Source organism: Streptomyces sp. NPDC104581, from assembly GCF_055583685.1.
Genome location: NZ_JBVJNN010000011.1, coordinates 51,089 through 74,992, shown reverse-complemented (window position 1 = coordinate 74,992; position 23,904 = coordinate 51,089). Strand labels below are relative to the sequence as shown.

Genomic DNA, 23,904 nt, shown 5'->3' with positions numbered 1-23,904 from the left:
CGTCACGCGTCCGGCACCCAGCTGCCGTGTAAGCCCAGCGGCACCCGGCCCGGCAGATGGACACGCGCCACCGGCCGTCCGGTGCAGTCCTGCGCGGAGAGGACGACGAGGTCGCAAGCGCCGCGATCCGGATCGTGCACATGGGCCAGGGTGCAGCCGTCGTCCTCCGCCGACGCCGAGCGGGACGGTACGAACACCGCCTCCGACACCGCCGCCCCCTTCGGCAAGCGGTGCGCCCCGCTCGTGCCCCGGAACAGATCGTGCTTGATCGGCTCGTTGTCGAAGGACCTGTCCGGCCGCACGCCGTCGACGGTGCCGCACGCCGTCCACATGTCGCCGGCCGACGCCGAGTAGACGTACCGGTGACGGCGCGCCACCAGCGACTCGTTGACGCGCGGAACTCCTGCGGCCGGTCGCCGACCGCCGGTGGCGGACGCGGCCGTGCGCGAGGTCGATGGTCCAGCGGTCGAGTGACGGCGTGCCGTCCACCGAGGGACCGCCGTTGCCGCGGCCCGTGACACGCGCCGGGGCGGGCATGGACGTGAAGTCCATGACCTCGAACCAGCGCACCGGGCCGCCGGTGCGGCGCATGACACCGAGCCGCAGCGAGATCCTGCTGGAGATCGTGGCGCGGCTCAGGAGGGCTGAGGGCCGGACACGGGTGTAGCCGGGCCCCCGGCAAGGGAGTTCACCCACCGCCCGCCGGCCGCGTCAGGCGCGGCGCCTCGGCCGAGGCGTCCACCGGGGCGTCGTCCTCGATCCGGGCCGCCAGATCGCCCGCCCACGAGGTCAGTCCCGGGACATCGATCCCGTACGGCGCCCCGTACCCCGAAATCCGCTCGGCTCCCCGCAGCAGCAGCCGCGCCCCGCCCTTCGGGTTGCCACGCGCCGCATGCGTCAGCCCCACCGCGAGCTGCGCCATCCCGCGCCACAGCGCCTCCTCCTCGTCGGGGCCCGACTTCCACGCGTCCTCGAACACCTCGTGCGCGTGGAACGGCATTCCCGCGTCGAGCAGGCGCTGGGCCTCCCGCAAGGTCTCGTCGGCCCCGCGCACCACCCCCTCGGGCTGTCGCTCGACCCCGGGTTCCCCGTAGGGCAACGGCCGCCCCAGCCCATCCCTCGGCCGCGCGTTCCGCGCCCGCCCTTCGACGTCCCGATCCCGCCGCTTCTCGGTCATGCCCCGATTGTCTCCCCACCGCCTGCGACCCGTCGCCCACCCCGCGTGGGGTAAAGTTCTCGACTGTGGCCGCCGGGAGATCTCGCGGGCGGCGGAACAGCGGGACGTGGCGCAGCTTGGTAGCGCACTTGACTGGGGGTCAAGGGGTCGCAGGTTCAAATCCTGTCGTCCCGACGCTGAGAGAGTCGTGGTCAAGGGCCTGCTCCGGAGAAATCCGGAGCAGGCCCTCGGTCTTTGTCGGGACCATCCATGACCCGTGGCGCTACTGTGCTCACACGTGCGCGTGTGCGAGACGGGGGGCGGCATGTCGGCGGAGGCTGCGGGTGCGTCGGTGGCGGCACTCGCGTTCTGTTTGAACGCGTGGTCGATGTTCTATCTGGCCAGGCAGACGAAGACGGCGGCGCGGCAGACGAGCGTGGCCGTCGAGCAGGCCAGGGTGGCCAATGTCGTGGCCGCCGCGTCGGCGAACGACACGGTGCTGCGGTCCCTGCGCGAGGTGCACACCCTCATGCTGGAGCGGGAGGGCGCACGGGAGTACTTCTACGGTGCCAAGCCGCTGCCCGACGCGGGCCCCGAGCGTGCGGCCGTCCTCACCCTGGGTGAATTGCTCGCCGATGTGATGAGCAGCGGTGCGCACGTGCACGAGCGCGTCCCCGCGAGCGGCAGCGCCGGACCGTGGACGGACTACTGCCGGGAGACCGTTGAGAACAGCCCGGTCCTGCGCCATCTGCTGCGCGAGCATCCCACTTGGTGGCCGCATCTGGTGTCGGTGCTGCCCGACCACCTGCTGCGGGCCGACGACCCGGTCGGGGTGCCGGCACCCGGCGGAGGGCGCGGCGGCACCTGAGAGTCCGCTTCCCGCCGGGGCGTTCACGGTGGTGCCGTGGTGCCGCGCGGGAGTGCTCGGGCTCAGTCACCGATCAGTCCGTTCAGGGCCGGCACGCTCGCGCCGAGGCCGGCCAGCCCCGCGAGGATCGCGCCGGCCGTGTCGCCGGTGCTGAGGTAGGTGAGGGCCCCGGCGATCGCCCCCACGAAGGCGGCCGTCTGGAGGACGATGGCCGTGCGTACGGGCAGGAACGGCTTCGGGTCCCCGGGGCCGGGAACGGTGGGCGGGGTCGGGGCTGTGGTCACGAGAACCCCCTTGCGTGGAGCGGGTACCGACAGCGTTCCCACGTCACGCGGGACAGTCGCGTGGCCTCTCGGACACGGCTGGAACCGGCGGAACCCAGGGCTTTCGGCACCTCAATCGTAGCCGCCGGCCCCCGGTTTGCCTCTGAACGACACCTTGACCGAGCGACACCCCGGCCCGTGGGGGCGCGGGCCGGGGTGTCGCCTCAGTTCTCCTCGCGCAGACCCCAGGGCGCGCCGTACGCGGCGAGGAGGTCGAGGAAGGGGCGGGGCGGCAGGGCCTCGGGGCCGAGGACGCCGCTGCCGGTCCATTCGCCGCCGGCGATCAGTTCGAGGGCGATGACCGGGTTGATCGCGGTCTGCCAGACCACGGCCTGGGAGCCGTACTCGCCCATCGACCACTGGTTGTCGACCACGTGGTAGAGGTACACCTCACGCGCGGCGCCGTCCTTGACACCCTTGACCCAGGTGCCCGCGCAGGTCTTGCCGGTCATGCGGTCGCCGAGCGTGGCCGGGTCGGGCAGACAGGCCGCGACCACGTCACGGGGAGAGACCTGGACCGGCCCGTTCCGCCCGGGGACCGTGACCTCGGCGGTGGAGTCCAGACCCAGCTCGTGGAGGACCTTGAGCTTGGCGATGAAGTCGTCGCCGAGGCCGTACTTGAACGTCACCCGCCGCGCGTCGACCCAGCGGGGGATCAGCAGCACCTCCTCGTGCTCCACGTTGACGCACTCCACCGGGCCGATGCCCGCGGGGAAGTCGAAGACCTCCGGCTCGCTGAACGGCGCGGTCGTGAACCAGCCGCGCTCCTTCTCGTAGACCACCGGCGGATTGAGGCACTCCTCGATGGTGGTCCAGATGCTGAAGGACGGGGCGAAGTCGTAGCCCTCGACCGTCAGATCGGCACCGTCGCGGATACCGATCTCCTCGATCTCGTCGAAGAGTTCGTCGGCCGCGTAGCGTGCGAAGACGTCCGAGAGGCCCGGCTCCACACCCATGCCGACGAGGGCCAGTCGGTCCGACCGCTCCCACTCGGCGGCCAGCTCGAACTGCCCGTCGCCGAGCTTCACACCGCAGCGCTCGTAGGGGTGGGTGCCGTGCGGCGAGGAGAGGGACATCGCCATGTCCAGATAGTGCGTGCCCGCCGCGAGGGCCGCCCGGAACAGCGGCATGACGAACCGCGGGTCGGTGGCGTTGAGCAGGACGTCGCAGTCGTTCTCGACGAGTGCCCGGCGGACCGCCTCCTCGTCGGAGGCGTCCAGGCGCCGTGCGCCGAAGCGGTCCCCGTGCTCACCCAGCGCGGCGACGGCCGCCTCGGCGCGGGACAGGTCGTAGTCGGCCACCGTCATATGGGTCAGGAAGTCCCGGCGGGCCGCGATCCGGGTGACGGCTGTTCCGACGCCGCCCGCGCCCACGAGCAGTACACGCATGTCGCACACCTTTCGTTCCCGCAGGCGGGCGCCTGCCGGGGTGCCCCGATGCAACGCGACGGGACCGGCTACGGTCAACTGTGTTGGCATAAGCGCGCCGGCCGGACGGCGGTGGGCGGGCGGGGACACGGAAACCGGCAGGAGGGGAGCAGCGCGATGCCGAAACAGGTGGTTCCGGAGGGGGCGCGGCGCAGACGCCGTCCGACCAGGCAGGGCTCCGTACTGTCCGAGACCCTGATCGTGCGCACCGCGCTGCGGGTGCTGAAGGAGCACGGCAGCACCGGGCTGACCGCCCGCCGCCTCGGCGCCGCACTCGGCGCCGATCCGAGCACCCTCTACCGGTACTTCACGGGCATGGACGATCTGACACGGGCCATCGGCGAGGAACTCATGGGGCGCGCGCTGGACGGCTGGACGGCGACGGGCGACTGGCAGGCCGACCTGCGCGCACTCGGGCTCGCCATCCACTCCTCCTACCTGGCGCATCCGCAGGCCGCCGTACTGACCGCCAGCCGGGTCACCGGCCGGCCCCGGGAGATCGCGGTGGACGAGGCGATCCTCGGCGTCCTGCGCGGCGCGGGCTTCCCCGACACCACGGCGGTCGGCGTCTACCACGCGTTCATCGACTCCAGCCTGGCCTTCGCCGCCCTGGACGCGGGATCGCTGGCCCTCACCGACGAGGCCCGCGCGACGGACGAGGAGATGTGGAGCTCCACATACGCCCGGCTCCCCGCCGCCACCCACCCCCACATCGCCGCCACCGCAGGACTCCTCGCCGCCCGTATGACGCACAGTGCCTATCCGGTGGTCCTGGAGACCCTGCTGAACGCCGCGGCGGCCAGGCTCCCGGCCGGCCGGCGCCGCGCGGCGGCGGAACACGCGGGGGAGGGGCCGCACGACGGGTGAGGAGCGTCGGCGGAACGCGCTCAACGTAGGCATGTGGCGTCGGAGTGTCAACGCCCCTCCGGGCGCCGTCAGTTCGGTGGCGAGCGGTCAAGCGGAACCGTGCGCGAAGGAGTTCGGCACCGCCGGACGCAAGTCACCGCAGGCGGAGCCCCCGTTGGGCTGGTGACCGATCGGTGATGGCCGGAAAACCTTCTCGTCACACCCTTGACGCACCCTCGCAACCTCCGTACGTTTCCCGGTCATACGTAGAAGCAACGGTCCGTTCACTTCTCATGCGGCTGCTCATACGTATGAGCATTGCGATCGCGTCCCGCACCGCCATCACGAGGAGCCAGGAGTCAGCCATGCCCACCAGAAGAGCCTTCATAGTGCGCGCCGCCGCGGCGGCCGTCGCCGTCCCGCTCGGAGCGAGCGCGTGCACCGCGGGTACGGGCGCCGCTGGGGGAGGGGCGGGCGGCGGGGGCGGCGACACGCTCGTGTTCGGCAAGACCGATGGCGGTACGACGTTCGTCCGCAACTACAACATGTTCGGACCGGCCACCCAGAAGTCGCCCAACGGCGAGCTGATCTACGAGCCGCTGGTGCGCATCGACTACAGCGACGGCGGGAAGGTCAAGCCCTGGCTGGCCGAGAGCATGGAGTTCGACGAGTCCGGGACCACCCTCACCATCACGCTGCGCGGTGACGTGACCTTCTCCGACGGCAAGCCCATGACCGCCGACGACGTCGTGTTCTCGCTGCGCATTCCGCTCGAGGACCCCACGTTCAACACCGGTGGAACCACCTACGACAGCGTCACCAAGAAGGACGCCTCCACCGTCACCGTGCACTGGCCCGAGCCCGCCTTCAGCGAGATCGGGCAGCTCGCCTCGCCTCAGCTCCCCGTCGTGCCGAAGCACATCTGGGAGGGCAGGAACCTCAAGCGCTGGACCAACCCCGACCCGGTCGGCACCGGCCCCTTCACCCTGACGCGGTTCGCTCCCCAGCAGGTCACCCTCGGCGCCAGGACCGACTACTGGGGCGGCGGGTTCGCCCTGAAGACCTTCAAGATCATCCCGACGAGTGTCGACTCGGTGAAGGCACAACTGCTCCGTGACGACGTGGAGTGGGCCCTCGTGGCCTGGAACGGTGCGGAGCAGGAGTATGTCGCGAAGAACCCGAAGGACCACCTGTACCAGAAGTACGCCACCGGCGGCGCGTACTCACTCTTCTTCAACGCCGCCCGCGCCCCCTTCGACAACGTCCATCTGCGGCGGGCGCTGGCGATGACCCTGCCGCGAGAGGACATCGTCACCACCCTCCAGCGCCCCGGCACGGAGGCCGGACCCACCGGTCTGGTCGATGAGATCTACGCCGATGTGATCCTTCCGGAGTACCGGGGCAAAGTGCAGAAGGTCGACCCCGAGGGAGCCCGCAAGGAACTGGCCCTCAGCGGCTTCGAGGTCAGGGGCGGCAAGCTGGTGAAGGACGGCAAGTCCCACGCCCCCACACTCTCGTTCAACCAGGACTTCGGCTGGGACCCGTACGCCAACATCATGGTCCGCAGCTGGGAGAAGCACCTCGGGATCAAGGTGAAGTCGGTCGGCGCCCCCGGTGCCAACCTCTTCGACCAGCAGCAGACGGGCGACTTCGACCTCACCATCAGCACCACGGGCGGCGCCGGCGTCGCCGGTATCTACAGCGCCCTGAGCAGCCGGGCCCACCGCCCGCTGGGTGAGAAGGCCGCCGCCAACATCGGCCGCTGGAAGGACGAGGCCACCGACGCGGCGATCGGCCGGCTGCTGGGGACCCAGGACCCCGCCGTGACGACGAGCGCCGGGCACGAACTACAGAAGATCGTCGCCGAGCAGGTGCCGTACAGCCCCATCTACAACAGCTACTGGTTCATGGCGATCAACGCCGCGAACTGGTCCGGCTGGCCGACCCCCGAGAACTTCTCCTACGTGCCGTTCCCCGGCCTCGGTCCCGACACCACGCTCACTCTGCTGAAGCTGAAGCAGGCCGACAAGTGACCGCGGTGGCCCCCTCCGCCCCACCCACCGAGCCCGTCCCGCCCCCCGCACGCCGTGCCGGGGCTCCCCGCCGCTGGGGATTCCTGGGCCGCCGGCTGGGCTTCTATCTGGCCGCCGCCTGGTCGGCGATCACCCTGAACTTCTTTCTGCCCCGGCTCATGCCGGGCGATCCGTCCGCCGCGATCGTCGAGAAGCTCCAGCGCGTCAGCGGTCAGCAACTGCCGCCCAGCGCCCTGGAGTCGATCCAGAAGGTCTTCGGCAACCCGGACGCCAACCTCGGCCGTCAGTACCTCGACTACCTGGGCCAGCTGGCCCGGCTCGACCTCGGCACCTCCATCAGCAACTACCCCACCCCCGTGAGCGATCTGCTCTGGCAGGGACTGCCCTGGACGCTGCTGCTGGTCGGCACGACCACGGTGGTCGCGTTCGTCCTGGGCACCGGTATCGGCGCGCTGGCCGGCTGGAAGGCGGGCGGTCGGTTCGACACCGTGATCAGCCCGCTCACCACGTTCGTCTCGGCGATCCCGTACTTCTGGATGGCCCTGGTGGGACTGTGGCTGTTCGGCTTCCTGCTCGGCTGGTTCCCGCTGTCCGGCGGTTACGACGCCGACCTGCCGATCGGCGCGTCCCCGTCGTTCCTGCTGAGCGTGCTGCACTACGGGGTGCTGCCCGCCGCCACCATCGTCTTCTCGGCCTTCGGCGGCTGGCTGCTCGGCATGCGCAACATGACGGTGACCACCGTCCGCGAGGACTATGTGCTGCTCGCCCAGGCCAAGGGCCTCTCCAGCCGCCGGGTACTGCTCCGTTACGCGGCCCGCAACGCCGTCCTGCCCAACTTCACGGGCTTCGCGCTCGCCCTCGGCCATGTCGTCGGCGGCGCCCTGCTCACCGAGGTGGTCTTCAACTACCCCGGCGTCGGCTATCTGCTCTTCACCTCGCTCCAGCAGCGCGACTACCCCGTGATGCAAGGGGTCTTCTTCCTCATCATGCTGACCGTCCTGCTGGCGAACCTGCTGGCCGACTCCGTGTACGCCCTGCTCGATCCACGTATCAGAGAAGGAGGGTGACGGACGTTGAGAACCGCATTCCTCTCCAGCTGGAAGGTCCGCGTCGGACTCGGCATCCTCGCCCTGTTCAGCCTGCTGGCCCTGTTCGGCCCCTGGCTCGGCCAGAGCCTGCTGGGGCTCGACCCGCGTGCCAACGACACCAGCCTCATCGCCCAGCCGCCCGGCGGTGAACACCTGCTGGGGACCAACCAGTTCGGGCAGGACGTCCTCGCCCAGGTCATCGCCGGTGCCCGCGGCTCGATGTACGTCGGGGTGCTCGGCGCGGTGGTCGGCACGGCCATGGCGATCCTGATCGGAGTACCCGCCGGGTACTACGGCGGCCGGGTGGACGGCGCCCTGAACTTCCTGACCAACCTCTTCCTCGTGCTGCCCGCGCTGCCGCTCATCCTGATCGTGACCGGCTACCTCCAGGGCACCGGACTCACCACCATCGCCCTGATCATCGGTTTCTTCGGCTGGTCCGGCGGGGCCCGTACGCTGCGCGCCCAGGCGCTCAGCATCGCCAACCGCGATTTCGTCCGGGCGATGCGGATGCTCGGTGAACGTGGCCGCCGGCTGGTCTTCGCCGAAGTACTGCCCCATCTCACCGGCCTCATCGCCTCGATGTTCCTGCACGCCATGATCGGTGCGGTCATGGCGGAGGCGGGACTCGCCTTCCTCGGCATCTCCGACTCCTCGGCCATCAGCTGGGGGACGATGATCCAGTCGGCGCAGCAGCAGAGCGCCGTACTGCGCGGCCTGTGGTGGTGGTTCGTCCCGCCCGGTCTCTGCATCGCCCTGATCGGTACGGCGGCGGCACTGGTCAACTTCGGTGTCGACGAACTGGCCAACCCCAAGCTGAGAGCCGCCCGCCCGGTGTCGGTGCGCAGGGCCAAGCGCCTGGCGCGGACGGGAGGCGGGGCCCGGTGAACAGCTGTCCCAAGCCCCGGGCGACCCCGCCCCCCGTGACCGTCCAGACCGGAGGTGAATCCTGATGACCGTACAGACCGAGCGGCAGCGGCCGGCCGAGGCGCCCGCCGGGCAGGCCGTTCTGGAGGTCCGTGACCTGACCGTCGAGTACGCCACCGGCGGCGCCCCCGTACGGGCCTGCGTCGATGTCTCGCTGACCCTGCACCGGGGCGAGATCCTCGGCGTCGCGGGGGAGTCCGGCTCCGGAAAGTCCACGCTGATCACCGCACTGACCCGGCTCCAGCGTCCGCCCGCCGTCACCACCGCGGGGCAGATCCTCTTCCACGGACGCGACGGCGCCGGGCCCGTCGACCTCGTCACGCTCGACAGCAGGAGGCTGCGCCGCTACCGGTGGACGGCACTGTCCATCGTGCTCCAGTCCGCGATGGACGCGCTCAACCCGGTGATGCGGATCGGCGCCCAGTTCGCCGACGTCCTGCGCGCCCGCGACCGCTCCGTCAGCAAGCGGGACGCCTGGACGCGAGCGGCGGGACTGCTCGCCCTGGTCGGCATCTCCGGGGACCGGGTGCGCGACTACCCGCACCAGCTCTCCGGCGGGATGCGCCAGCGCGCCGCCATCGCCCTGGCCCTGGCCTGCGGTCCCGAACTGGTGGTCATGGACGAGCCGACGACGGCCGTCGACGTGGTCATGCAGCGGCAGATCCTCGCCCAGGTCCTGCGACTGCGCGAGGAGTTGGGGTTCGCGGTCGTCTTCGTCACCCATGACCTGTCGCTGCTGCTCGAACTGGCCGACCGGATCGCCATCATGTACGCGGGCCGTGTCGTCGAGGTCGGTGAGTCGGCCGCGCTCTACAGCGATCCGCGACACCCCTACACCAAGGGCCTGCGGGACTCCTTCCCGCCGCTGCGCTCCCCGCTGCGCACCCTGCACGGCATCCCCGGAACCCCGCCCGACCTGCGCCGTCCACCGGCCGGCTGCCCCTTCCACCCGCGCTGCGCACGGCGGACGGAGGGCTGCGACGAGCGGCTGCCGGCGCTCCTGCCGGTGGGGTCCCGGCCCGGCCACGAGGCGGCGTGCCTGCTCAACGAGGACGGCGGCGCGACCCGGCACCGGACCCACGACGGCACCGGCCCCGACGGCACCGGCCACCATGACCTCCGTCGCCCCACCCACACCGACACCCACACCCACACCGACACCGACACCGAGACGGGAGGCGAGCCCCGATGAACGAGTCCCCCGGCGCGGAAGCGCCCGCCACACCGCGGCAGGAGACCGCGGCGACCGCGGCGGACCGACCGCGGTACGTCCTGGAGGCGCGCGACGTCTCCAAGCACTTCACCGTCCGCGGCCCGCTCGGCCGTACCTCCGTCGTCCGCGCCGTCGAGGACGCGACGGTGTCCCTGAAACCCGGTCAGATTCTGGCGCTGGTCGGGGAGAGCGGCAGCGGCAAGACCACCCTCGCCCGGATGCTGGCCCGCTTCCACGAACCGACGAGGGGCGAGATCCTGCTGCGCGGTGAACCCATCGGCGCCAGCCGGCGGGCCCAGCGCGCCTACCACTCCGAGGTCCAGCTGATCTTCCAGGACCCGTTCGGATCCCTGAACCCGCTGCACCGTGTCCGCTACAACCTCGACCGCGCGCTGCGCCTCCACCATCCGCGGCTCACCGCCGGGGAGCGCGAGCGGCGGATGACGGAGCTGCTGGAGCGGGTCAGTCTCACCCCGGCCGCGGAGATCGCCGCGAAGTTCCCGCACGAGCTCTCCGGCGGGCAGCGCCAGCGCGTCGTGATCGCCCGCGCGCTCGCCGTGGAACCCAAGGTCCTGCTGGGCGACGAACCGATCTCCATGCTGGACGTGTCGATCCGCCTGGAGATGCTCAACCTGCTCCAGCGGCTGCGCACCGAGGACGGGCTCGCGCTGCTCTACATCACGCACGACATCGCCGGCGCCCGGTACCTCTGCGACGAGATCGCCGTGATGTACGCGGGTCAGATGGTGGAGTCCGGCCCGAAGGAGGAGGTGATCTCGGCGCCGCAGCACCCGTACACCAAACTGCTCATAGAGTCCTCGCCGGACCCCGAGCGCGGCGTGGGGGACCGCGATCAGCTCTTCGCCGGGGCCGACGAACTGGGTGAGCCGCCCAGCCTCATCGACCCGCCGGCGGGCTGCCGGTTCCACCCGCGCTGCCCGTTCGCGATGCGGGAGTGCGCCGTCGAGGCCCCGCCGCGCACGGAGTTGGGCGACGGGCACTGGGCGAAGTGCTGGCTGCACGCGAAGGGCCGGGCCGGGGAACTCGCCGAGACCACACATGCCGCGGCGACCGCCGCCCGGCGGGAGACGCTCCAGGGGGCATCATGACAGCGCGACGGCGCGGCAAGGCACCCAGCCAGGCGGACGTGGCACGGCTGGCCGGGGTGTCCCAGTCGGCGGTGTCCCGCGTGATCAGCGGGAACGCGGCGACCGCGCGGATCCCCGAGGAGACCAGGCAGCGGGTCTTCGAGGCGGTGCGCGAGCTGGGCTACGTCGCCAACCCGGCGGCACGGGCCATGCGCAACCAGCGCAACGACCTGCTGGGCGTGCACACCTTCGAGCGCGTCTTCCCGCGCGCGAGCGAGGACTTCTACTTCGAGTTCCTGCTCGGGATCGAGGAGCGGGCCGAGGAGACCGGCTTCGACCTGGTCCTGTTCACCTCGACCGGCTCGGGTGGCGGCGGCGAGCGCAAGATCTACCGGAACGGCACCAACCGGCTCAACCTGGCCGACGGCAGCATCCTGCTCGGCGTCTCCACCGACCGCGGTGAGCTGGCCCGGCTCTGGTACGAGGGATATCCCTTCGTCCACATCGGCCGCCGCGAGGTGCCCGGCGCGGAGATCCCGCAGATCGTCCCCGACTACCGGTCGGCGAGCGAACAGATCGTGCAACGCCTCGCGGAGCACGGTCACCGGCGGCTCGGCTATGTGCGCGAGTGGATGGAGATGGAGCCGTACGAGGACCGCCGCGTCGGCTACGCGGAGACCGTCGTACGGCTCGGGCTGACCGACACCTCCCCGGGGGTACTCGGCCCTGACGGCATCGACGAGCCGTGGCTGGACGAGGTGGCGCGCGGCGCGGCGACCGCCATCGTGGTGGAGAGCGTGAGACTCGCGGAGAGTCTGCGCGAGCGCCTGGCCGCCCGGGGACGGAAGATCCCCGACGACGTGTCCGTCGCCGTGCTGGAGGCGGCGCCGGCCGATCTCTCCGGACAGTGGGACTCCCTCGTGATCCCCCGCGTCGAGATCGGCCGGATGGCCGTCGACCGGCTCCAGGACATGCTCGCCGACCCCGAGCAGCGGACCGGGAGCCTGCTGGTGCCGTGTCCGCTGGTCCTCGGTACCACCCTCGCGACCGTGAGCGCGTAGGGCGCCCGCCGGACGGCTCCGGCGGGACGGACCACGCGGCGATCCGGGACGCGCCGCACGACAGCACGGCGCCGCCCGCCGGTTCCGGCTGCCCCGGAACGGACGCCGGGCCACCGGCGCCCCCGGCCCGAACACCGCCCGCACACGAGCCACTTGAGCAGCACGTGCCCCTGTACCGAACACTCCAGCCGGTGGAACCGGCGGAAGGAGCCCCCGGGCCATGACAGAGATACGAACGGAGATCCTCGTCGTCGGCGGTGGACTGGGCGGCGTGGCCGCGGCGCTCACCGCCGCCCGGCTCGGCCGTACGGTGGTGCTCACCGAGGCCACCGACTGGCTCGGCGGACAGCTCACCGCCCAGGCCGTGCCTCCCGACGAGCATCCCTGGATCGAGGGCTCCGCCTGCCCGCCCGGCTACGCCGAACTGCGCCGGCGCGTACGCGACTACTACCGCCGCAACTATCCCCTCCTGCCGGAGGCCGCGCGGGACCCGCTGCTCGACCCCGGGCTCGGCGTCGTGAGCCGGATGTGCCACGAGCCGCGCGTCGCCGTCGCCGTCATCGAGGAGATGCTCGCCCCCTGGCGCTCCGCCGGTGCGATCACCGTCCTGACCGGCCACGAACCCGTCTCCGCGCACACCGACGGCGACCGGATCGAGGCGGTCACGCTGGCCGGACCCGACGGGCGCGAGGTCACCGTCCACGCCTCCTACGTCGCCGACGCCACCGAACTGGGCGACCTGCTGGAACTGGCGGCAGTGGAGCACGTCATCGGCGCCGAGGGCCGCGACGAGACCGGCGAACCGCACGCCCCCGAGACCGCAGACCCCCTCGACCAGCAGGCCGTGTCCTGGTGCTTCGCCCTCGACCACCGCCCCGGCGAGAACCATGTGATCGACCGGCCCGCCTCCTACGACCACTGGCGCACCACCGTCGCCCCGTTCTGGCCCGGCCCGCAGCTCTCCTTCACCGACATCGTCCCCATCACCCTCGACCGGCGCACCTGGGCGCTGATGGGGGCCGACCGGGAGGCCGGTGAGCACTTCGACCTCTGGCAATTCCGCCGGGTCCTGGCCCGCGACGCGTTCACGCCCGGTGCCTTCGCCTCCGACGTCACCGTCGTCAACTGGCCGCAGATCGACTACTGGGAGGCGCCGCTGCTCGGTGTCGACGCGACGGCCCGGCAGGCGGCGCTCGCGGCCGGCCGGGAGCTGTCGCTCTCGTTCCTGCACTGGCTCCAGACCGAGGCGCCCCGCCCCGACGGGGGCACCGGCTGGCCGGGCCTGCGGCTGCGGCCCGATGTCACCGGTACCGCAGACGGCCTGGCGAAGGCGCCGTACATCCGCGAATCGCGCCGTATCAAGGCCGAGTTCACCGTCGTCGAACAGCACGTGGGTGTCGCCGCCCGTCCGCCGGGCGCGGGAGGCGAGGTGTTCCACGACAGCGTCGGCCTCGGCAGCTACCGCATCGACCTGCACCCGAGCACCGGTGGCCGCACCTACATCGACATCGAGTCCTACCCCTTCCAGATCCCGCTGGGCGCGCTGATCCCCGTACGCGTCGACAACCTCCTGCCGGCGAACAAGAACATCGGCACCACGCACATCACCAATGGGTGCTACCGGCTGCACCCGGTGGAGTGGGCCATCGGCGAGGCCGTGGGCGCCCTCGCCGGCTTCTGCCTCGAACGGGCCCTGCCGCCCCGCAAGGTCCGCTCCGACCAGGCCCAACTGGCCGACTACCAGCGGCTGCTGAGTCAGACCCTGGGCATCCGGCTGGCCTGGCCGGAGGAGATCCGCAGCCGGCCGCACCACTACTGACGAGCACTCACGAGCACCGACGAGCACCGACGAGTACCGAGGAGAGGAACCCGCCATGAGCGGCCACGCCCACGAGTCCCGTGTCAAGGAACTCCTGGACCGGATGACCGTCGACGAGAAACTCGGCCAGCTCCAGCAGCTCGCCTGGGCCTGGGACACCGGGCCGGGCGGCGGCTCCACCGAGTCGGCCGAGACCGCCGCCCGCGAGGGACTGCTCGGCTCCGTGCTCAACGCCGTCGGCGCGGCGTCGAGCAACGCGCTCCAGCGCATCGCCGTCGAGGAATCCCGGCTGGGCATCCCCCTGGTCTTCGGCCTGGACGTGATCCACGGCTTCCACACCACCTTCCCGATCCCGCTCGCCCAGGCCGCCGCGTTCGACCCGGCGGTGACGGAGCGGGACGCCGAGGTCTCCGCGCGCGAGGCCCGTTCCAACGGCATCCACTGGACGTTCTCCCCGATGGTGGACGTCACCCGCGAGCCGCGGTGGGGCCGGATCGCCGAGAGCACCGGTGAGGACCCGTATCTGACCACCTGTTACGCGGTCGCCAAGGTCCGCGGCTACCAGGGGGCCGACCCGGCCGGGACCGACCGGATCGCCCCCGACCGGATCGCCGCCTGCGCCAAGCACTTCGTCGCCTACGGCGGCGCGGAGGGCGGGCGCGACTACAACACCGTCGACGTGTCCGAGCAGCGGCTGCGCAATCTCTATCTGCCGCCGTTCCGGGCCGCCGTCGAGGCCGGCGCCGCCACCGTCATGGCGGGCTTCAACACCGTCAGCGGCGTCCCGGCGCACGCCAACCCGCACACCCTGACCGGCATCCTCAAGGAGGAGTGGGGCTTCGACGGAGTCGTCGTCAGCGACTGGACCGGCGTCCAGGAACTGATCGCGCACGGCGCCGCCGCCGACGAGGCCGAGGCGGCGGGGCGCGCACTGACCGCCGGGGTGGACATGGAAATGGTCTCCACCACCTTCGTCGACCACGGCCGCGCGCTGCTCGCCGCCGGGACGTTGAGCGCGGAGCGGCTGGACGACGCCGTCGCCAGGGTGCTCCGCCTCAAGCTGCGACTCGGTCTCTTCGAGCGCCCGTACGCCGACGAATCCGCGGCTCTCACCGGCCCGAGCGCCGAGACGCGTGCGGCGGCGCGCGAGGCCGCCGGGCGCTGCATGGTCCTGCTGAAGAACGACGACGGCGCGCTGCCCCTCGACGTGCCGGCGCTGCGTTCGCTCGCGGTCGTCGGCCCGTTCGCCGACTCCGGTGATCTGCTGGGCACTTGGACCCTGCCGGGCGCGCCCGCCTCGGTCCCGGTCCTGCGCGCCCTGCGCGAGGCACTGCCGGACACCGCCGTCACCCATGCCGCCGGAGTGCCCGCGGAGGGGGCCGACACCACCGGCGTCCCGGAGGCCGTGGCCGCGGCTGAGGCCGCCGACGCCGTCGTACTCGTGGTGGGCGAACCGCCCGCGCTCAGCGGCGAGGCGGCGGTACGCGGCGAACTCGGCCTGCCCGGCGCACAGGAGCGGTTGATCGAGGCGGTCACCGCGACCGTCACGCCCTGCGTCGTCGTGCTGGTCGGCGGACGCCCGCTCACGATCGGTGCCTGGGCGCGGCGCGCGGCGGCGATCCTGATGGCCTGGCACCCGGGGATCGAGGCCGGTACCGCCGTCGCGGACGTACTGACCGGGGCGGTCAATCCGGGCGGCAGGCTGCCGGTGACCTTCCCGCGGGCCGTCGGCCAGCTCCCGCTCTACTACAACCACGAGCGGACCGGCCGTCCCTACGACCCGGCGGCCCCCGGCGTGAAGTACGTGTCGAAGTATCTCGACATCGCCGACGGGCCGGAGTTCGCCTTCGGCCACGGCCTGAGCTACACCACCTTCGCCACGGGCGACCCGCTGCCGAGCCGGGAACGGATCGGGGCCGCCGAGCTGCGGGAGGGCGCGACCGTCGAGGTCACCGTCGCGGTCCGCAACACCGGCGACCGCGAGGGCGACGAGGTCGTCCAGCTCTACGTGCAGGATCCCGCGGCGACGATAGCGCAGCCGGTCCGCCGGCTGCGCGGCTTCCAGCGGGTCCGGCTGGCGGCGGGGGAGGAGCGGGAGGTCCGCTTCGCCCTGGGGGCCGAGGACTTCGGCTACTGGACGAACGACCCGGCCGGGACCTGCACCGTGGAGCCGGGCGAGATCCACCTCCACACCGGCGCCGGGGCGCGGACTCGCGCCCGCCGGACGCTCCTGATCACCTGACCGACCGACCGACCGACCGACCGAGCCGATCGACCGCCGACCTGTCGTCGGAACGGGCCGGCTCCGCGAGCGCCGTCCCGGCCGGGACGAACGAATCCGTCCGCCGAAGGGGAGTGATACGCCCAGGGGATCTGCTCAACCGCTCCACCGACCATGCCTCAGCACGAGTCGTCAACTGCGGGATCCGCGCGTCGTCGCGGGCCCGCAGTGGGGAGAAGCATGAAATCAAGGACATGTGCGGCAGTGGTGGCCCAGGCAATGCTGGGTCTGCTGCTCGCCGGTGCCGCCACGGGCACCGCGCACGCCGCCGCCGCCACGTACTACGTGTCACCCAGCGGCAGTGACAGCAACAGCGGTCTCTCGCCCGACCAGCCGTGGAAATCGACCGCGAAGGTCAACGGTTTCACATTCCCGCAGGGCGGTGCGACCGTCTCGTTCCAGGGCGGGCAGACGTTCACCGGCTGTCTGAACCTCAACGGGGACAAGGTGCCCGGGGCGTCGGCGACAGCCCCCTTCAAGGTCACCTCCTACGGCACCGGACAGGCCACCATCAAGTCCAACTGCACCGGGGACTACTCGGCGGCCGTCGCCGCCGACAACGTCAGCGGCTTCCAGTTGCAGAACCTCAAGCTGGTCAACGGGGGCACGACCGCCGCCGGTGTGCTGCTGCACAACCAGAAGTCGTCGACGGCCACCAAGAGCCTGAAGGTCACCGGCTCCGACATCTCCGGCTTCGCCACACCGAGCGGCAGCGGCAGTACCTTCGGCGGCCAGATCATGGTCCTCGGGTACGCGGTGAACGGGAACAGCGGGCCGCTGGACGACGTACAGATCCTCAACAACAAGCTGCACGGCGCCAGTGTGACCTCGAACGCCGGACCGGGAATCTACGGCTGGGGCTCCGGGGTCAACATCACCGACGTCAGGGTCGAGGGCAACACCGTCTACAACCTCGGCATGGCGGCGCAGAGCACGGGGGCCGCGCTGACCGCGAACGGCTGGGACGGCGCGGTCATCCAGCGCAACCTGGTCCACGACATCGGTGCCAACGTGACCTCCTGCGGAGGCGCCAGCGGCATCATGACGTACACCTCCAACAACGTGAAGATCCGTCACAACGAGGTGTACAAGGTGCAGCCGGTCCCGGCCTTCACGGCCGGGTGCGACTGGGACGGGATCGACCTCGACGGCGGCACCACCAACTCGGTGGTGGAGTACAACTACACGCACGACAACGCCGGCAGCGGTCTGCTCGCCTACACCTCGACCGTCGGCTCGCGGGTGTGGGGACCGAACACCTACCGTTACAACGTCTCGGAGAACGACGACTGGGCCAACGCCCAGGGCGGTCTGTTGGACGTGGTGCCCAACGCGCCGAAGAACGCGCTGTCGATCTACGGCAACACCTTCTTCAGCGACAACGACCAGAGCGCGAACAAGAAGGCGGGCGCCAGCGCCTGCTTCATGTTCGGCTACGCGTCCGGGACCTGGGCCGCCGGTTCGCAGATCAAGGACAACATCTGCTACATGGCCAACAAGGACAAGTACGGCAAGACCGGCCAGCTCTACTACAACCCCAACGGGCAGACCGGTATGACGCTGTCGAACAACCTGTACTACGGGACCAACACCGGCGGTTGGCGCTGGGGCGGCACGACCCACGCCGACTTCGCCGCGTGGAAGGCGGCGGGGCTGGAGTCCGGTTCGGTGTGGGGCGACCCCCTGTTCACCTCGCCGGGCGCGGGTGGCGTCTGCTCGTGGTCGCCGACCTCGGGCACCGGGCCGCAGCCGTGCCCGCAGGCCTACACCCTCAAGTCCGGTTCACCCGCGTACCGGACGGGCACGCCCGTGTCCGGCAACGGCGGAGTGGACTACTACGGGACGGCCGTCCCGGGCACCCCGAACATCGGCGCCGACGCAGGATAGCCCCCTGACCGCACCCGGTCCGCCGTCGGTCTCGGCCCGCGACGCCCATCGCGCCGCGGGCCGAGGCGGGCCGGTTCCGGCCGCCCCGGGTACCGCGACGGCTCGGTGCGCGAGACCACGCACAGCGGATTCCCCGCCGCTGTCCAGGAGTTCACCGGGACGGCGGCGCGGACTTCAGATAGTTGTAGACGGTGGCGCGGGAGACCCCCAGGACGTCGGTGAGCGCGCGAACGGCGTTCTTCACGTCGAGAAAGCCCTCGTCCCGCAGGAAGCGGACCATTCTCCGCTTCTCCGCGGGGTCCAGGGCGTGCGGCGCCCGGCCCCGCTCGGCGGCGAACTCTTCGGCCAGCGAACGGAGTTCGACGGTGGTACGGGCCCGCAGCGTCTCCGTGACGGACTGCTCCCGGTCCTCGGTGCGGATCAGGTCGCGCAGGCCCCGGGCGGCGGTGGAGAGCAGCGAGACGTCGAGGTTCAGACAGATCGCGGCGACGTAGTCGCCCGCGCTGTTCCTGATGCCGATGGACGTGCTCTTCGCCGGGCGGCCGTCGGGAAACGTGTTGGCGTAGTTCTGGATCACATTGGGATAGCCGGGGTCCCGGATGCGGGCGACGCCGAGCTCGGTGGCCGGATCACCGATGGAGCGGCCGGACTCGTTGTTCTCGATCGCGCGGATCGAGTGCTCGGGATCGCGCAGGTCGTGCAGGACGACCTCGCACAGGCCGGGGAACATGCGGCCGATCGCCGTCACGATCGTCTCGGCCTCGCGGAGCAGCAGTTCGTCCTCGGTCATGTGACGATCCTCTCCATCGCCGCGGCGGCCTTGAGGCCCGACCCGGTCAGCACGACGACCGCCGTCTCGCCGGGGCGGATCGCTCCTTGGGCGGCGAACGTGTCGATGGCGGCGGCGGCCGACGCGGCGGTCGGTTCGGCGTACAGTCCGATCCCCGCCAGACGGCGGGTCGCCGCGACGATGCCGTCCTCCGGGATCGCGACGGTGTCCCCGCCCGAGCGCCGGATGGCGTCGACGACCTCGGGCAGCCGGATCGGCGATCTGATCGCCGTGCCCTCGGCGACGGTCGGCCCGAAGTCACCCACCACGCCGCCCTGGAAGGCCGCGTGGATGGGGGCGCACCGTTCGGGCTGGGCGACCAGCAGGCGCGGGAGCCTGTCGATGTGGCCGGCGGCGAGCAGTTCGCCGAACCCGAGGTCACAGCCGAGGACGATGCTGCCCGCCCCGGCCACCGTGACGACGACGTCGGGTGCCGTGAAGCCCAGGTCCTCCCAGAGTTCGTAGGCGAGGGTCTTGGTGCCCTGGAGGAAGAAGGGGTGCCAGTTGTGGCTGGCGTAGGCGGTGGTCCGCGCCTCGCGCATCGCCCGCTCGGAGGTCGCGGTGCGGTCGCCCGGCACCAGCGTCACTTCGGCGCCGTACGCCCGCGCTTGCAGGACCTTCGCCGGGGACGTCCCCTCCGGGGCCAGGATCCGGGCACGGATACCGGCGGCGGCGCAGTAGGCAGCGACGGACGAGCCGCCGTTGCCCGAGCTGTCCTCGATCACGGACTCCACCCCGGCGCGGGCGAGCAGCGACACCATCACGCTGGTTCCGCGGTCCTTGAAGCTCCCGCTGGGGTTGAACCATTCGAGCTTGAAGCGCACGTCCAGGTCCCCCCAACGCCCCTCGATGAGCGGGGTGCAGCCCTCACCGAGCGACACCGGCCGGGTGAGGGCGCCGGGCAGTGCGGCGCGGTAGCGCCACAGCGAGCGCGTGGAGGTGTCCACGCTCTCGGGCCCGATGCCCGGCCGTGGTCCGACGGTGAGGGGCGCTCCGTCGTCGCCCTGCCAACGCCGGGCGTCGAGCGGGTAGGTACGGCCGGAGCGCGGGTCGAGACAGACATCCATGGTCACTCCCAGGGGTAGACGTTAAGTCTAGCTCTGGACGGAACGTCCATGGGGAGAGGCGGCCGGCGCCGCCTGTCTGCGACGTTCATCTACCCGTAATCGGAAGCCGCCGCGCGGCGCCGACAATGGACTCGAAGGGGGTGGCGCCCGATGAGGTGGCCGGGACCGGCTGTGTGGGTCCCGCGGCGGACCTCGGGGCGGTCGCACCGCCGTGAACTGCTGCTCTGTCCGAAAGGCAGGGATCCGGAGTCATTTGTTCCGGGTGTGATCCGCCGTGTGTGTCACGGCGTGGTGGGAAAGCGTGATGCTTGTCAATTGCATCGGGAAGGGGCCGGAATGGGTGGAAGTGCCGATGTCGTCGCGGTGTTGTGCCCGAGGGGGTGTGCGGAACGGGAGGCCCGTGCTCCGCAATGAGGCCTTGGATGAGAGCGAGTCCAGTGGTTATGGTAGGCACCGGCCGGTGGTGAGGGAGGCGGAAACTGTGACATGCTGCCCTATTCGGTAATCATTTTATCGTTTTGACCCCAGATTGCCGACAGCGAGGCAATTGAAACCGGCTGCGAACCTTGACGCCGGTTCATTTGACTAAGTGATTGTGGCTGGTGGAGCATGTTTCCTGCGACTGGATTCGCTCTTCCGGCAGCTTCTGACCAGAGTTGGCCCAGCGGGTCCTGATGTTGCAGGTTCAGAAGTGTTCGGGGGAACAGGGGGATAGGCGTGATACTCGCCGAACGAGCACGTGTGCTTTCCGAACTTCAGGAATTGCTACAGGATGCCCGAGCGGGTGACGGAAGCGTCGTATTGATCACCGGGCCCGTGGCAGTGGGGAAGACGGAATTAGCGCACTCACTCGCCCGCGGCGCGGAGAAGGAAAGTCAGCTGCTCGTGCTTCGCGCGCAGGCGTCCGCCTCCGGTAAGAACCGGAATGCGGATCTGCTGGAGCAGCTGACGGAAAGTCTTCAGTCGACGAATTACTGGGCGGACGACGAACTCCCGCTCACCCGCCGTGGAGTGGACCGCACTCCGTCTCGTGTCGCCCACGAGATAGCCCGCTGTTCGAAGACCATCCCGCTGCTCATCGTGCTGGACGATCTTCAGCACAGCGATCCGGAGTCGCTCGACGCGATCCTCCATCTCATCCGGCTGTCGCGCACGTCCCGCATCATGCTCGTGCTGGTGGTGGCCGAGGGGTCCCAGCTCCTCATTCCGCTCATTCACGCGGAGCTCCTGCGGGCGCCGCACTGCTGGCGCAAACGCCTGTCCCCGCTGTCGCCCGCGGGCGTCGCCGAGGTCGTGACCCGGGCCTTCGGTCCGGAGGTGGCCGAGCGGACGGTGGACGACTACTACCGCTACAGCGGCGGAAACCCGCTCGTACTGCGCGCGCTCATCGAGGAGCAGGGCTCGACCTCGATCCTGCGCAGGGTGGACGGGGAGCCGGTGGCGGCCGGGGCCGACCGGGAGCTGGAGGCGGGCCAGGTCTCGGCGTTGGCGGTGTTCACCTCACTGCACCGCGGCGGTGCCGAGACCATGGCGGTCGCCCGTGGCATCGCGCTTCTCGGTGTCGCCGCGTCCGTGGAGCTGCTGGCGCTCGTCCTGAAGACCGATGTCGACCACGTCGCCGGGCGCGTCATGGCGCTCGAAGAGGCGGGATTGCTACACCGGGTTCAGTTCCGTCATCCGGGAGTCGCCGAAGCGCTGCTTTCCGACCCGGAATTCACCGAGCTGCAAGTGCTGAGGTACGAAGCGGCGCGAGTGCTGGAAGCGGAAGGACACAGCCGGCAAGTTGTTGCCAGACAACTTGTTGCCTCCAGGTCCGTGAGTGAGCCCTGGACGGTCGACGTGCTGCGTGAATCCGCGGTGGAGGCCGTCAGCCAGAACGACTGGTCCTTCGCCTCCAAATGTCTGGACCTGGCTCTCCAGGGGCAGATGAGCGAAGCGGACAAGGGCCTGCTCATCACGGACCTGCTCCAGGTGCAGTGGAAGCTCAATCCGGCCCGGCTGATCAAGTACCTGCCGGAGTGCTTCCAGTTGCAGCAGACCGGGCACATTCCGGATCTGCGGGTCGTGGCCGTGCTCAAACTGTTCCTCTGGCACGGTCATGTCGACGAGGCCGCCGAAATAGTGCTCGACATAGCCAGCCGCGGTGAGGGCAGCGAAGTCCAGCAGCAGTTGTACGCCTTCCTGGAGTGGTCGCGCATGGGCCATCCGAGACTGCACAAGCGCGTACGGGAAGCCAATCGCACACTTCTTCCGGCGCTCGCCGAATCGGCCGGATTCGAGCTTCCCCGTCCGGTCACCGCCCTGCGAAAGGCGTTGTCGGACCAGAACCACGCCGAGGCCACGATCATCGCGGAGGAGATCCTCTCGGCCGAGCCGGCGGACAGCGACTCGACGACCTCGGCGCTCCAGGCCCTCCTCTACGCGGACGAACTGGCGCTGGCGGAGAGCTGGATCGAGCGGACGATGCGGGACATGGAGGCGTTCGACTCCATGGGCTCCCGGGCGATCCACTACTCGATCTGGGCGGAGACGGTGCGCAGACGGGGCGACCTCCAGGCCGCCGAGCGGAACGCGTCGACCGCGCTCAGGTACATGGCCCCGCGGGCCTGGGGGGTGGCGCTGGGCCTGCCGCTGGGAACGCTGATCTCGGCCCACGCCGCCCGGGGGAGCCTGGAGAAGGCCCAGGAGTACCTGTCCTGGGTCGTGCCCCGCGGTATGTTCCTCACTGTCTTCGGCCTCAACTACCTTGAGGGGCGCGGACGTTACTACCTGGCGGCCGGTCAGTACGCCTCCGCGCGACAGGACTTCCTGGAGTGCGGCGAGTTGATGAAGAGCTGGGACCTGGACATACCCTCGCTCGTCTCCTGGCGCATGGGCGCGGCCGAGGCGGCCCTGGCGCAGGGCGACCGGCGCGAGGCCCGGCGTCTCATGAGCAAGCAACTGAACCATCCGAGGGCGCAGTCGCCGCGGCTGCGCGGTATGGCGCTGCGGGTGTACGCCCCGCTGGTCGGACGCCACCGCAGAGTGGCGATGCTCCAGGAGGCGGTCGATCTGCTGTCCGACGGCAGCGACCGTTACCAGCACTTCCTCGCCCTCACCGATCTGAGCCGGGCGCAGCTGGGCGCCGGGGACACGGCGGCCGCGCACGTCATGAGCCGGCGGGCCTGGCGGGTCGCCGTACTCTGCGGAGCCGAACGAGTGGGCCGGACACTGCTGCCCGAGAGCGCGCGGACCGCTCCGGTGGAATCGGATGAGCCACCCGCGGACAGCCAGGACGCGGTGCAGCTCAGCGAGGCCGAACTCCGGGTCGCCAAGCTCGCCGCGGCGGGGGAGACGAACCGGGAGATCTCCGTGAAGCTGTTCATCACGGTCAGTACGGTCGAGCAGCACCTCACCCGCGTCTACCGGAAATTGCAGGTCTCCGGCCGCGCGGATCTGCGCGACTGTCTCGCCGACCGTCTGACCTGCGGCTGACACACGGCTGACGGGCCGGTGGCAGGCCGGGGGCTCCGGTGGGCGTCAGCCGGCCCGGTCAGACGTCGTAACCGAGCCCGGCCCAGAGTTCCCGTTCGCCCGGGGTCGCGGGCCGGGCCTCCAGCGTGTCCGGATGCCCCGGGGGTGGCCCGTGGCACACCTGGGGAGCCGGGCTCTCCTCCGCTCCGGTCCCGGTCGGGGCCCGGTCCGGCTCCTCGTCCGCGGTCGGCACGGCCATGCCGCCCCACGCGCCGGGGCAGAAACTGAGCCCGAAGATCGCGAACTGCTGGGCGGCCCAGCGGAGGAAGGGGAGCATGCCCATGTCTGGAGCCCTTTCGTCGGGCCCGCCGGTTCTCCTTCAGGCACTCGATCCGGTGCCATGCTCGGCCGCGGCTCTAAAGCGGGAATTAAGAGGACGCACCGGTTGCCGCCGATAGCCCCAGGTCGGCGGGCATACGCGAACTCAACCGGATTCAGGGGTAGTTCACCGCTTGCCGCCGATGTGACGCACTGGCAG

The 23,904-nt window shown here is 70.8% G+C and carries 20 protein-coding genes and 1 tRNA gene; 14 read left to right on the top strand and 7 right to left on the bottom strand.

The features are described from left to right. Window positions 1-2 precede the first annotated feature (2 nt). Window positions 3-377: a carotenoid oxygenase family protein gene (locus ACZ61E_RS11935; RefSeq protein WP_469699452.1), complete on the bottom strand. Its 375-nt coding sequence runs from the start codon at window positions 375-377 to the stop codon at window positions 3-5. Between the two features lie 101 nt (window positions 378-478). Here ACZ61E_RS11935 and ACZ61E_RS11930 point away from each other — a divergent pair, with 101 nt between their 5' ends. Further along, the gene (locus ACZ61E_RS11930; RefSeq protein ID WP_469699451.1) at window positions 479-667 is read left to right on the top strand and encodes a hypothetical protein; all 189 of its coding nucleotides are present in this window, start codon (window positions 479-481) and stop codon (window positions 665-667) included. 21 nt (window positions 668-688) lie between these two features. Here the strand turns inward: ACZ61E_RS11930 and ACZ61E_RS11925 are convergent, their stop codons facing one another. Beyond that, window positions 689-1,177 carry a DUF309 domain-containing protein gene (locus tag ACZ61E_RS11925; RefSeq protein WP_469699450.1) on the bottom strand — a complete coding sequence of 163 codons (489 nt, stop codon included), beginning with the start codon at window positions 1,175-1,177 and terminating at the stop codon, window positions 689-691. A gap of 100 nt (window positions 1,178-1,277) precedes the next feature. Between ACZ61E_RS11925 and ACZ61E_RS11920 the strand changes: the two genes are divergently transcribed. After that, window positions 1,278-1,351 (top strand) — tRNA-Pro (locus ACZ61E_RS11920). Between the two features lie 130 nt (window positions 1,352-1,481). Then, on the top strand, window positions 1,482-2,024 hold the full coding sequence (locus ACZ61E_RS11915) for a hypothetical protein (protein WP_469699449.1): 543 nt from the start codon (window positions 1,482-1,484) through the stop codon (window positions 2,022-2,024). A gap of 62 nt (window positions 2,025-2,086) precedes the next feature. Here the strand turns inward: ACZ61E_RS11915 and ACZ61E_RS11910 are convergent, their stop codons facing one another. After that, window positions 2,087-2,308: a hypothetical protein gene (locus ACZ61E_RS11910; RefSeq protein WP_469699448.1), complete on the bottom strand. Its 222-nt coding sequence runs from the start codon at window positions 2,306-2,308 to the stop codon at window positions 2,087-2,089. A 203-nt stretch (window positions 2,309-2,511) separates the two neighbouring features. Continuing rightward, window positions 2,512-3,735, bottom strand: a complete 1,224-nt coding sequence (locus ACZ61E_RS11905) for a saccharopine dehydrogenase family protein (RefSeq protein WP_469699447.1) — start codon at window positions 3,733-3,735, stop codon at window positions 2,512-2,514. 156 nt (window positions 3,736-3,891) lie between these two features. Between ACZ61E_RS11905 and ACZ61E_RS11900 the strand changes: the two genes are divergently transcribed. The 10 genes from ACZ61E_RS11900 (at window position 3,892) to ACZ61E_RS11855 (ending at window position 18,017) form a co-directional block, all read left to right on the top strand. Beyond that, on the top strand, window positions 3,892-4,641 hold the full coding sequence (locus tag ACZ61E_RS11900; protein ID WP_469699446.1) for a TetR/AcrR family transcriptional regulator: 750 nt from the start codon (window positions 3,892-3,894) through the stop codon (window positions 4,639-4,641). Window positions 4,642-4,985: 344 nt separating this feature from the next. Continuing rightward, complete coding sequence (locus tag ACZ61E_RS11895; protein WP_469699445.1) at window positions 4,986-6,653, top strand: ABC transporter substrate-binding protein; 1,668 nt, start codon at window positions 4,986-4,988, stop codon at window positions 6,651-6,653. A gap of 83 nt (window positions 6,654-6,736) precedes the next feature. Beyond that, entirely contained in the window at window positions 6,737-7,720 is a 984-nt protein-coding gene (locus ACZ61E_RS11890) for an ABC transporter permease (RefSeq protein WP_469699535.1), read from the top strand. A gap of 6 nt (window positions 7,721-7,726) precedes the next feature. Then, on the top strand, window positions 7,727-8,629 hold the full coding sequence (locus tag ACZ61E_RS11885; RefSeq protein WP_469699444.1) for an ABC transporter permease: 903 nt from the start codon (window positions 7,727-7,729) through the stop codon (window positions 8,627-8,629). A 64-nt stretch (window positions 8,630-8,693) separates the two neighbouring features. Continuing rightward, window positions 8,694-9,860 (top strand): ABC transporter ATP-binding protein, encoded by a 1,167-nt coding sequence (locus ACZ61E_RS11880; protein WP_469699443.1) that lies wholly within the window; start codon window positions 8,694-8,696, stop codon window positions 9,858-9,860. Continuing rightward, window positions 9,857-10,990 carry an ABC transporter ATP-binding protein gene (locus tag ACZ61E_RS11875; RefSeq protein ID WP_469699442.1) on the top strand — a complete coding sequence of 378 codons (1,134 nt, stop codon included), beginning with the start codon at window positions 9,857-9,859 and terminating at the stop codon, window positions 10,988-10,990. Before ACZ61E_RS11880 ends, ACZ61E_RS11875 begins: the two co-directional genes overlap by 4 nt. Further along, a complete protein-coding gene (locus ACZ61E_RS11870; RefSeq protein WP_469699441.1) occupies window positions 10,987-12,030 on the top strand; it encodes a LacI family DNA-binding transcriptional regulator in 1,044 nt (347 codons plus the stop codon). Before ACZ61E_RS11875 ends, ACZ61E_RS11870 begins: the two co-directional genes overlap by 4 nt. 220 nt (window positions 12,031-12,250) lie before the next feature. After that, the gene (locus ACZ61E_RS11865; protein ID WP_469699440.1) at window positions 12,251-13,849 is read left to right on the top strand and encodes an FAD-dependent oxidoreductase; all 1,599 of its coding nucleotides are present in this window, start codon (window positions 12,251-12,253) and stop codon (window positions 13,847-13,849) included. Window positions 13,850-13,904: 55 nt separating this feature from the next. Continuing rightward, window positions 13,905-16,091: a glycoside hydrolase family 3 N-terminal domain-containing protein gene (locus ACZ61E_RS11860; protein ID WP_469699439.1), complete on the top strand. Its 2,187-nt coding sequence runs from the start codon at window positions 13,905-13,907 to the stop codon at window positions 16,089-16,091. 243 nt (window positions 16,092-16,334) lie between these two features. After that, window positions 16,335-18,017 (top strand): right-handed parallel beta-helix repeat-containing protein, encoded by a 1,683-nt coding sequence (locus tag ACZ61E_RS11855; RefSeq protein WP_469699438.1) that lies wholly within the window; start codon window positions 16,335-16,337, stop codon window positions 18,015-18,017. Window positions 18,018-18,168: 151 nt separating this feature from the next. On the opposite strand, the gene ACZ61E_RS11850 is transcribed toward ACZ61E_RS11855, so the two are convergent. Next, on the bottom strand, window positions 18,169-18,807 hold the full coding sequence (locus ACZ61E_RS11850) for a helix-turn-helix transcriptional regulator (RefSeq protein WP_469699437.1): 639 nt from the start codon (window positions 18,805-18,807) through the stop codon (window positions 18,169-18,171). Beyond that, window positions 18,804-19,913 carry a threonine synthase gene (locus tag ACZ61E_RS11845; protein WP_469699436.1) on the bottom strand — a complete coding sequence of 370 codons (1,110 nt, stop codon included), beginning with the start codon at window positions 19,911-19,913 and terminating at the stop codon, window positions 18,804-18,806. The genes ACZ61E_RS11850 and ACZ61E_RS11845 overlap by 4 nt, the downstream gene beginning before the upstream one ends. A gap of 717 nt (window positions 19,914-20,630) precedes the next feature. On the opposite strand from ACZ61E_RS11845, the gene ACZ61E_RS11840 reads away from it, so the two are divergent. Next, window positions 20,631-23,387 (top strand): AAA family ATPase, encoded by a 2,757-nt coding sequence (locus ACZ61E_RS11840; RefSeq protein WP_469699435.1) that lies wholly within the window; start codon window positions 20,631-20,633, stop codon window positions 23,385-23,387. A gap of 58 nt (window positions 23,388-23,445) precedes the next feature. Here the strand turns inward: ACZ61E_RS11840 and ACZ61E_RS11835 are convergent, their stop codons facing one another. Continuing rightward, the gene (locus tag ACZ61E_RS11835) at window positions 23,446-23,709 is read right to left on the bottom strand and encodes a hypothetical protein (protein ID WP_469699434.1); all 264 of its coding nucleotides are present in this window, start codon (window positions 23,707-23,709) and stop codon (window positions 23,446-23,448) included. Window positions 23,710-23,904: the final 195 nt, after the last annotated feature.

Coding starts and splice junctions, on each gene's coding strand:
- ACZ61E_RS11895 (WP_469699445.1), top strand. CDS start 4,986: ATGCCCACCAGAAGAGCCTTCATAGTGCGCGCCGCCGCGGCGGCCGTC.
- ACZ61E_RS11915 (WP_469699449.1), top strand. CDS start 1,482: ATGTCGGCGGAGGCTGCGGGTGCGTCGGTGGCGGCACTCGCGTTCTGT.
- ACZ61E_RS11905 (WP_469699447.1), bottom strand. CDS start 3,735: ATGCGTGTACTGCTCGTGGGCGCGGGCGGCGTCGGAACAGCCGTCACC.
- ACZ61E_RS11925 (WP_469699450.1), bottom strand. CDS start 1,177: ATGACCGAGAAGCGGCGGGATCGGGACGTCGAAGGGCGGGCGCGGAAC.
- ACZ61E_RS11900 (WP_469699446.1), top strand. CDS start 3,892: ATGCCGAAACAGGTGGTTCCGGAGGGGGCGCGGCGCAGACGCCGTCCG.
- ACZ61E_RS11835 (WP_469699434.1), bottom strand. CDS start 23,709: ATGGGCATGCTCCCCTTCCTCCGCTGGGCCGCCCAGCAGTTCGCGATC.
- ACZ61E_RS11870 (WP_469699441.1), top strand. CDS start 10,987: ATGACAGCGCGACGGCGCGGCAAGGCACCCAGCCAGGCGGACGTGGCA.
- ACZ61E_RS11860 (WP_469699439.1), top strand. CDS start 13,905: ATGAGCGGCCACGCCCACGAGTCCCGTGTCAAGGAACTCCTGGACCGG.
- ACZ61E_RS11845 (WP_469699436.1), bottom strand. CDS start 19,913: ATGGATGTCTGTCTCGACCCGCGCTCCGGCCGTACCTACCCGCTCGAC.
- ACZ61E_RS11880 (WP_469699443.1), top strand. CDS start 8,694: ATGACCGTACAGACCGAGCGGCAGCGGCCGGCCGAGGCGCCCGCCGGG.
- ACZ61E_RS11850 (WP_469699437.1), bottom strand. CDS start 18,807: ATGACCGAGGACGAACTGCTGCTCCGCGAGGCCGAGACGATCGTGACG.
- ACZ61E_RS11865 (WP_469699440.1), top strand. CDS start 12,251: ATGACAGAGATACGAACGGAGATCCTCGTCGTCGGCGGTGGACTGGGC.
- ACZ61E_RS11875 (WP_469699442.1), top strand. CDS start 9,857: ATGAACGAGTCCCCCGGCGCGGAAGCGCCCGCCACACCGCGGCAGGAG.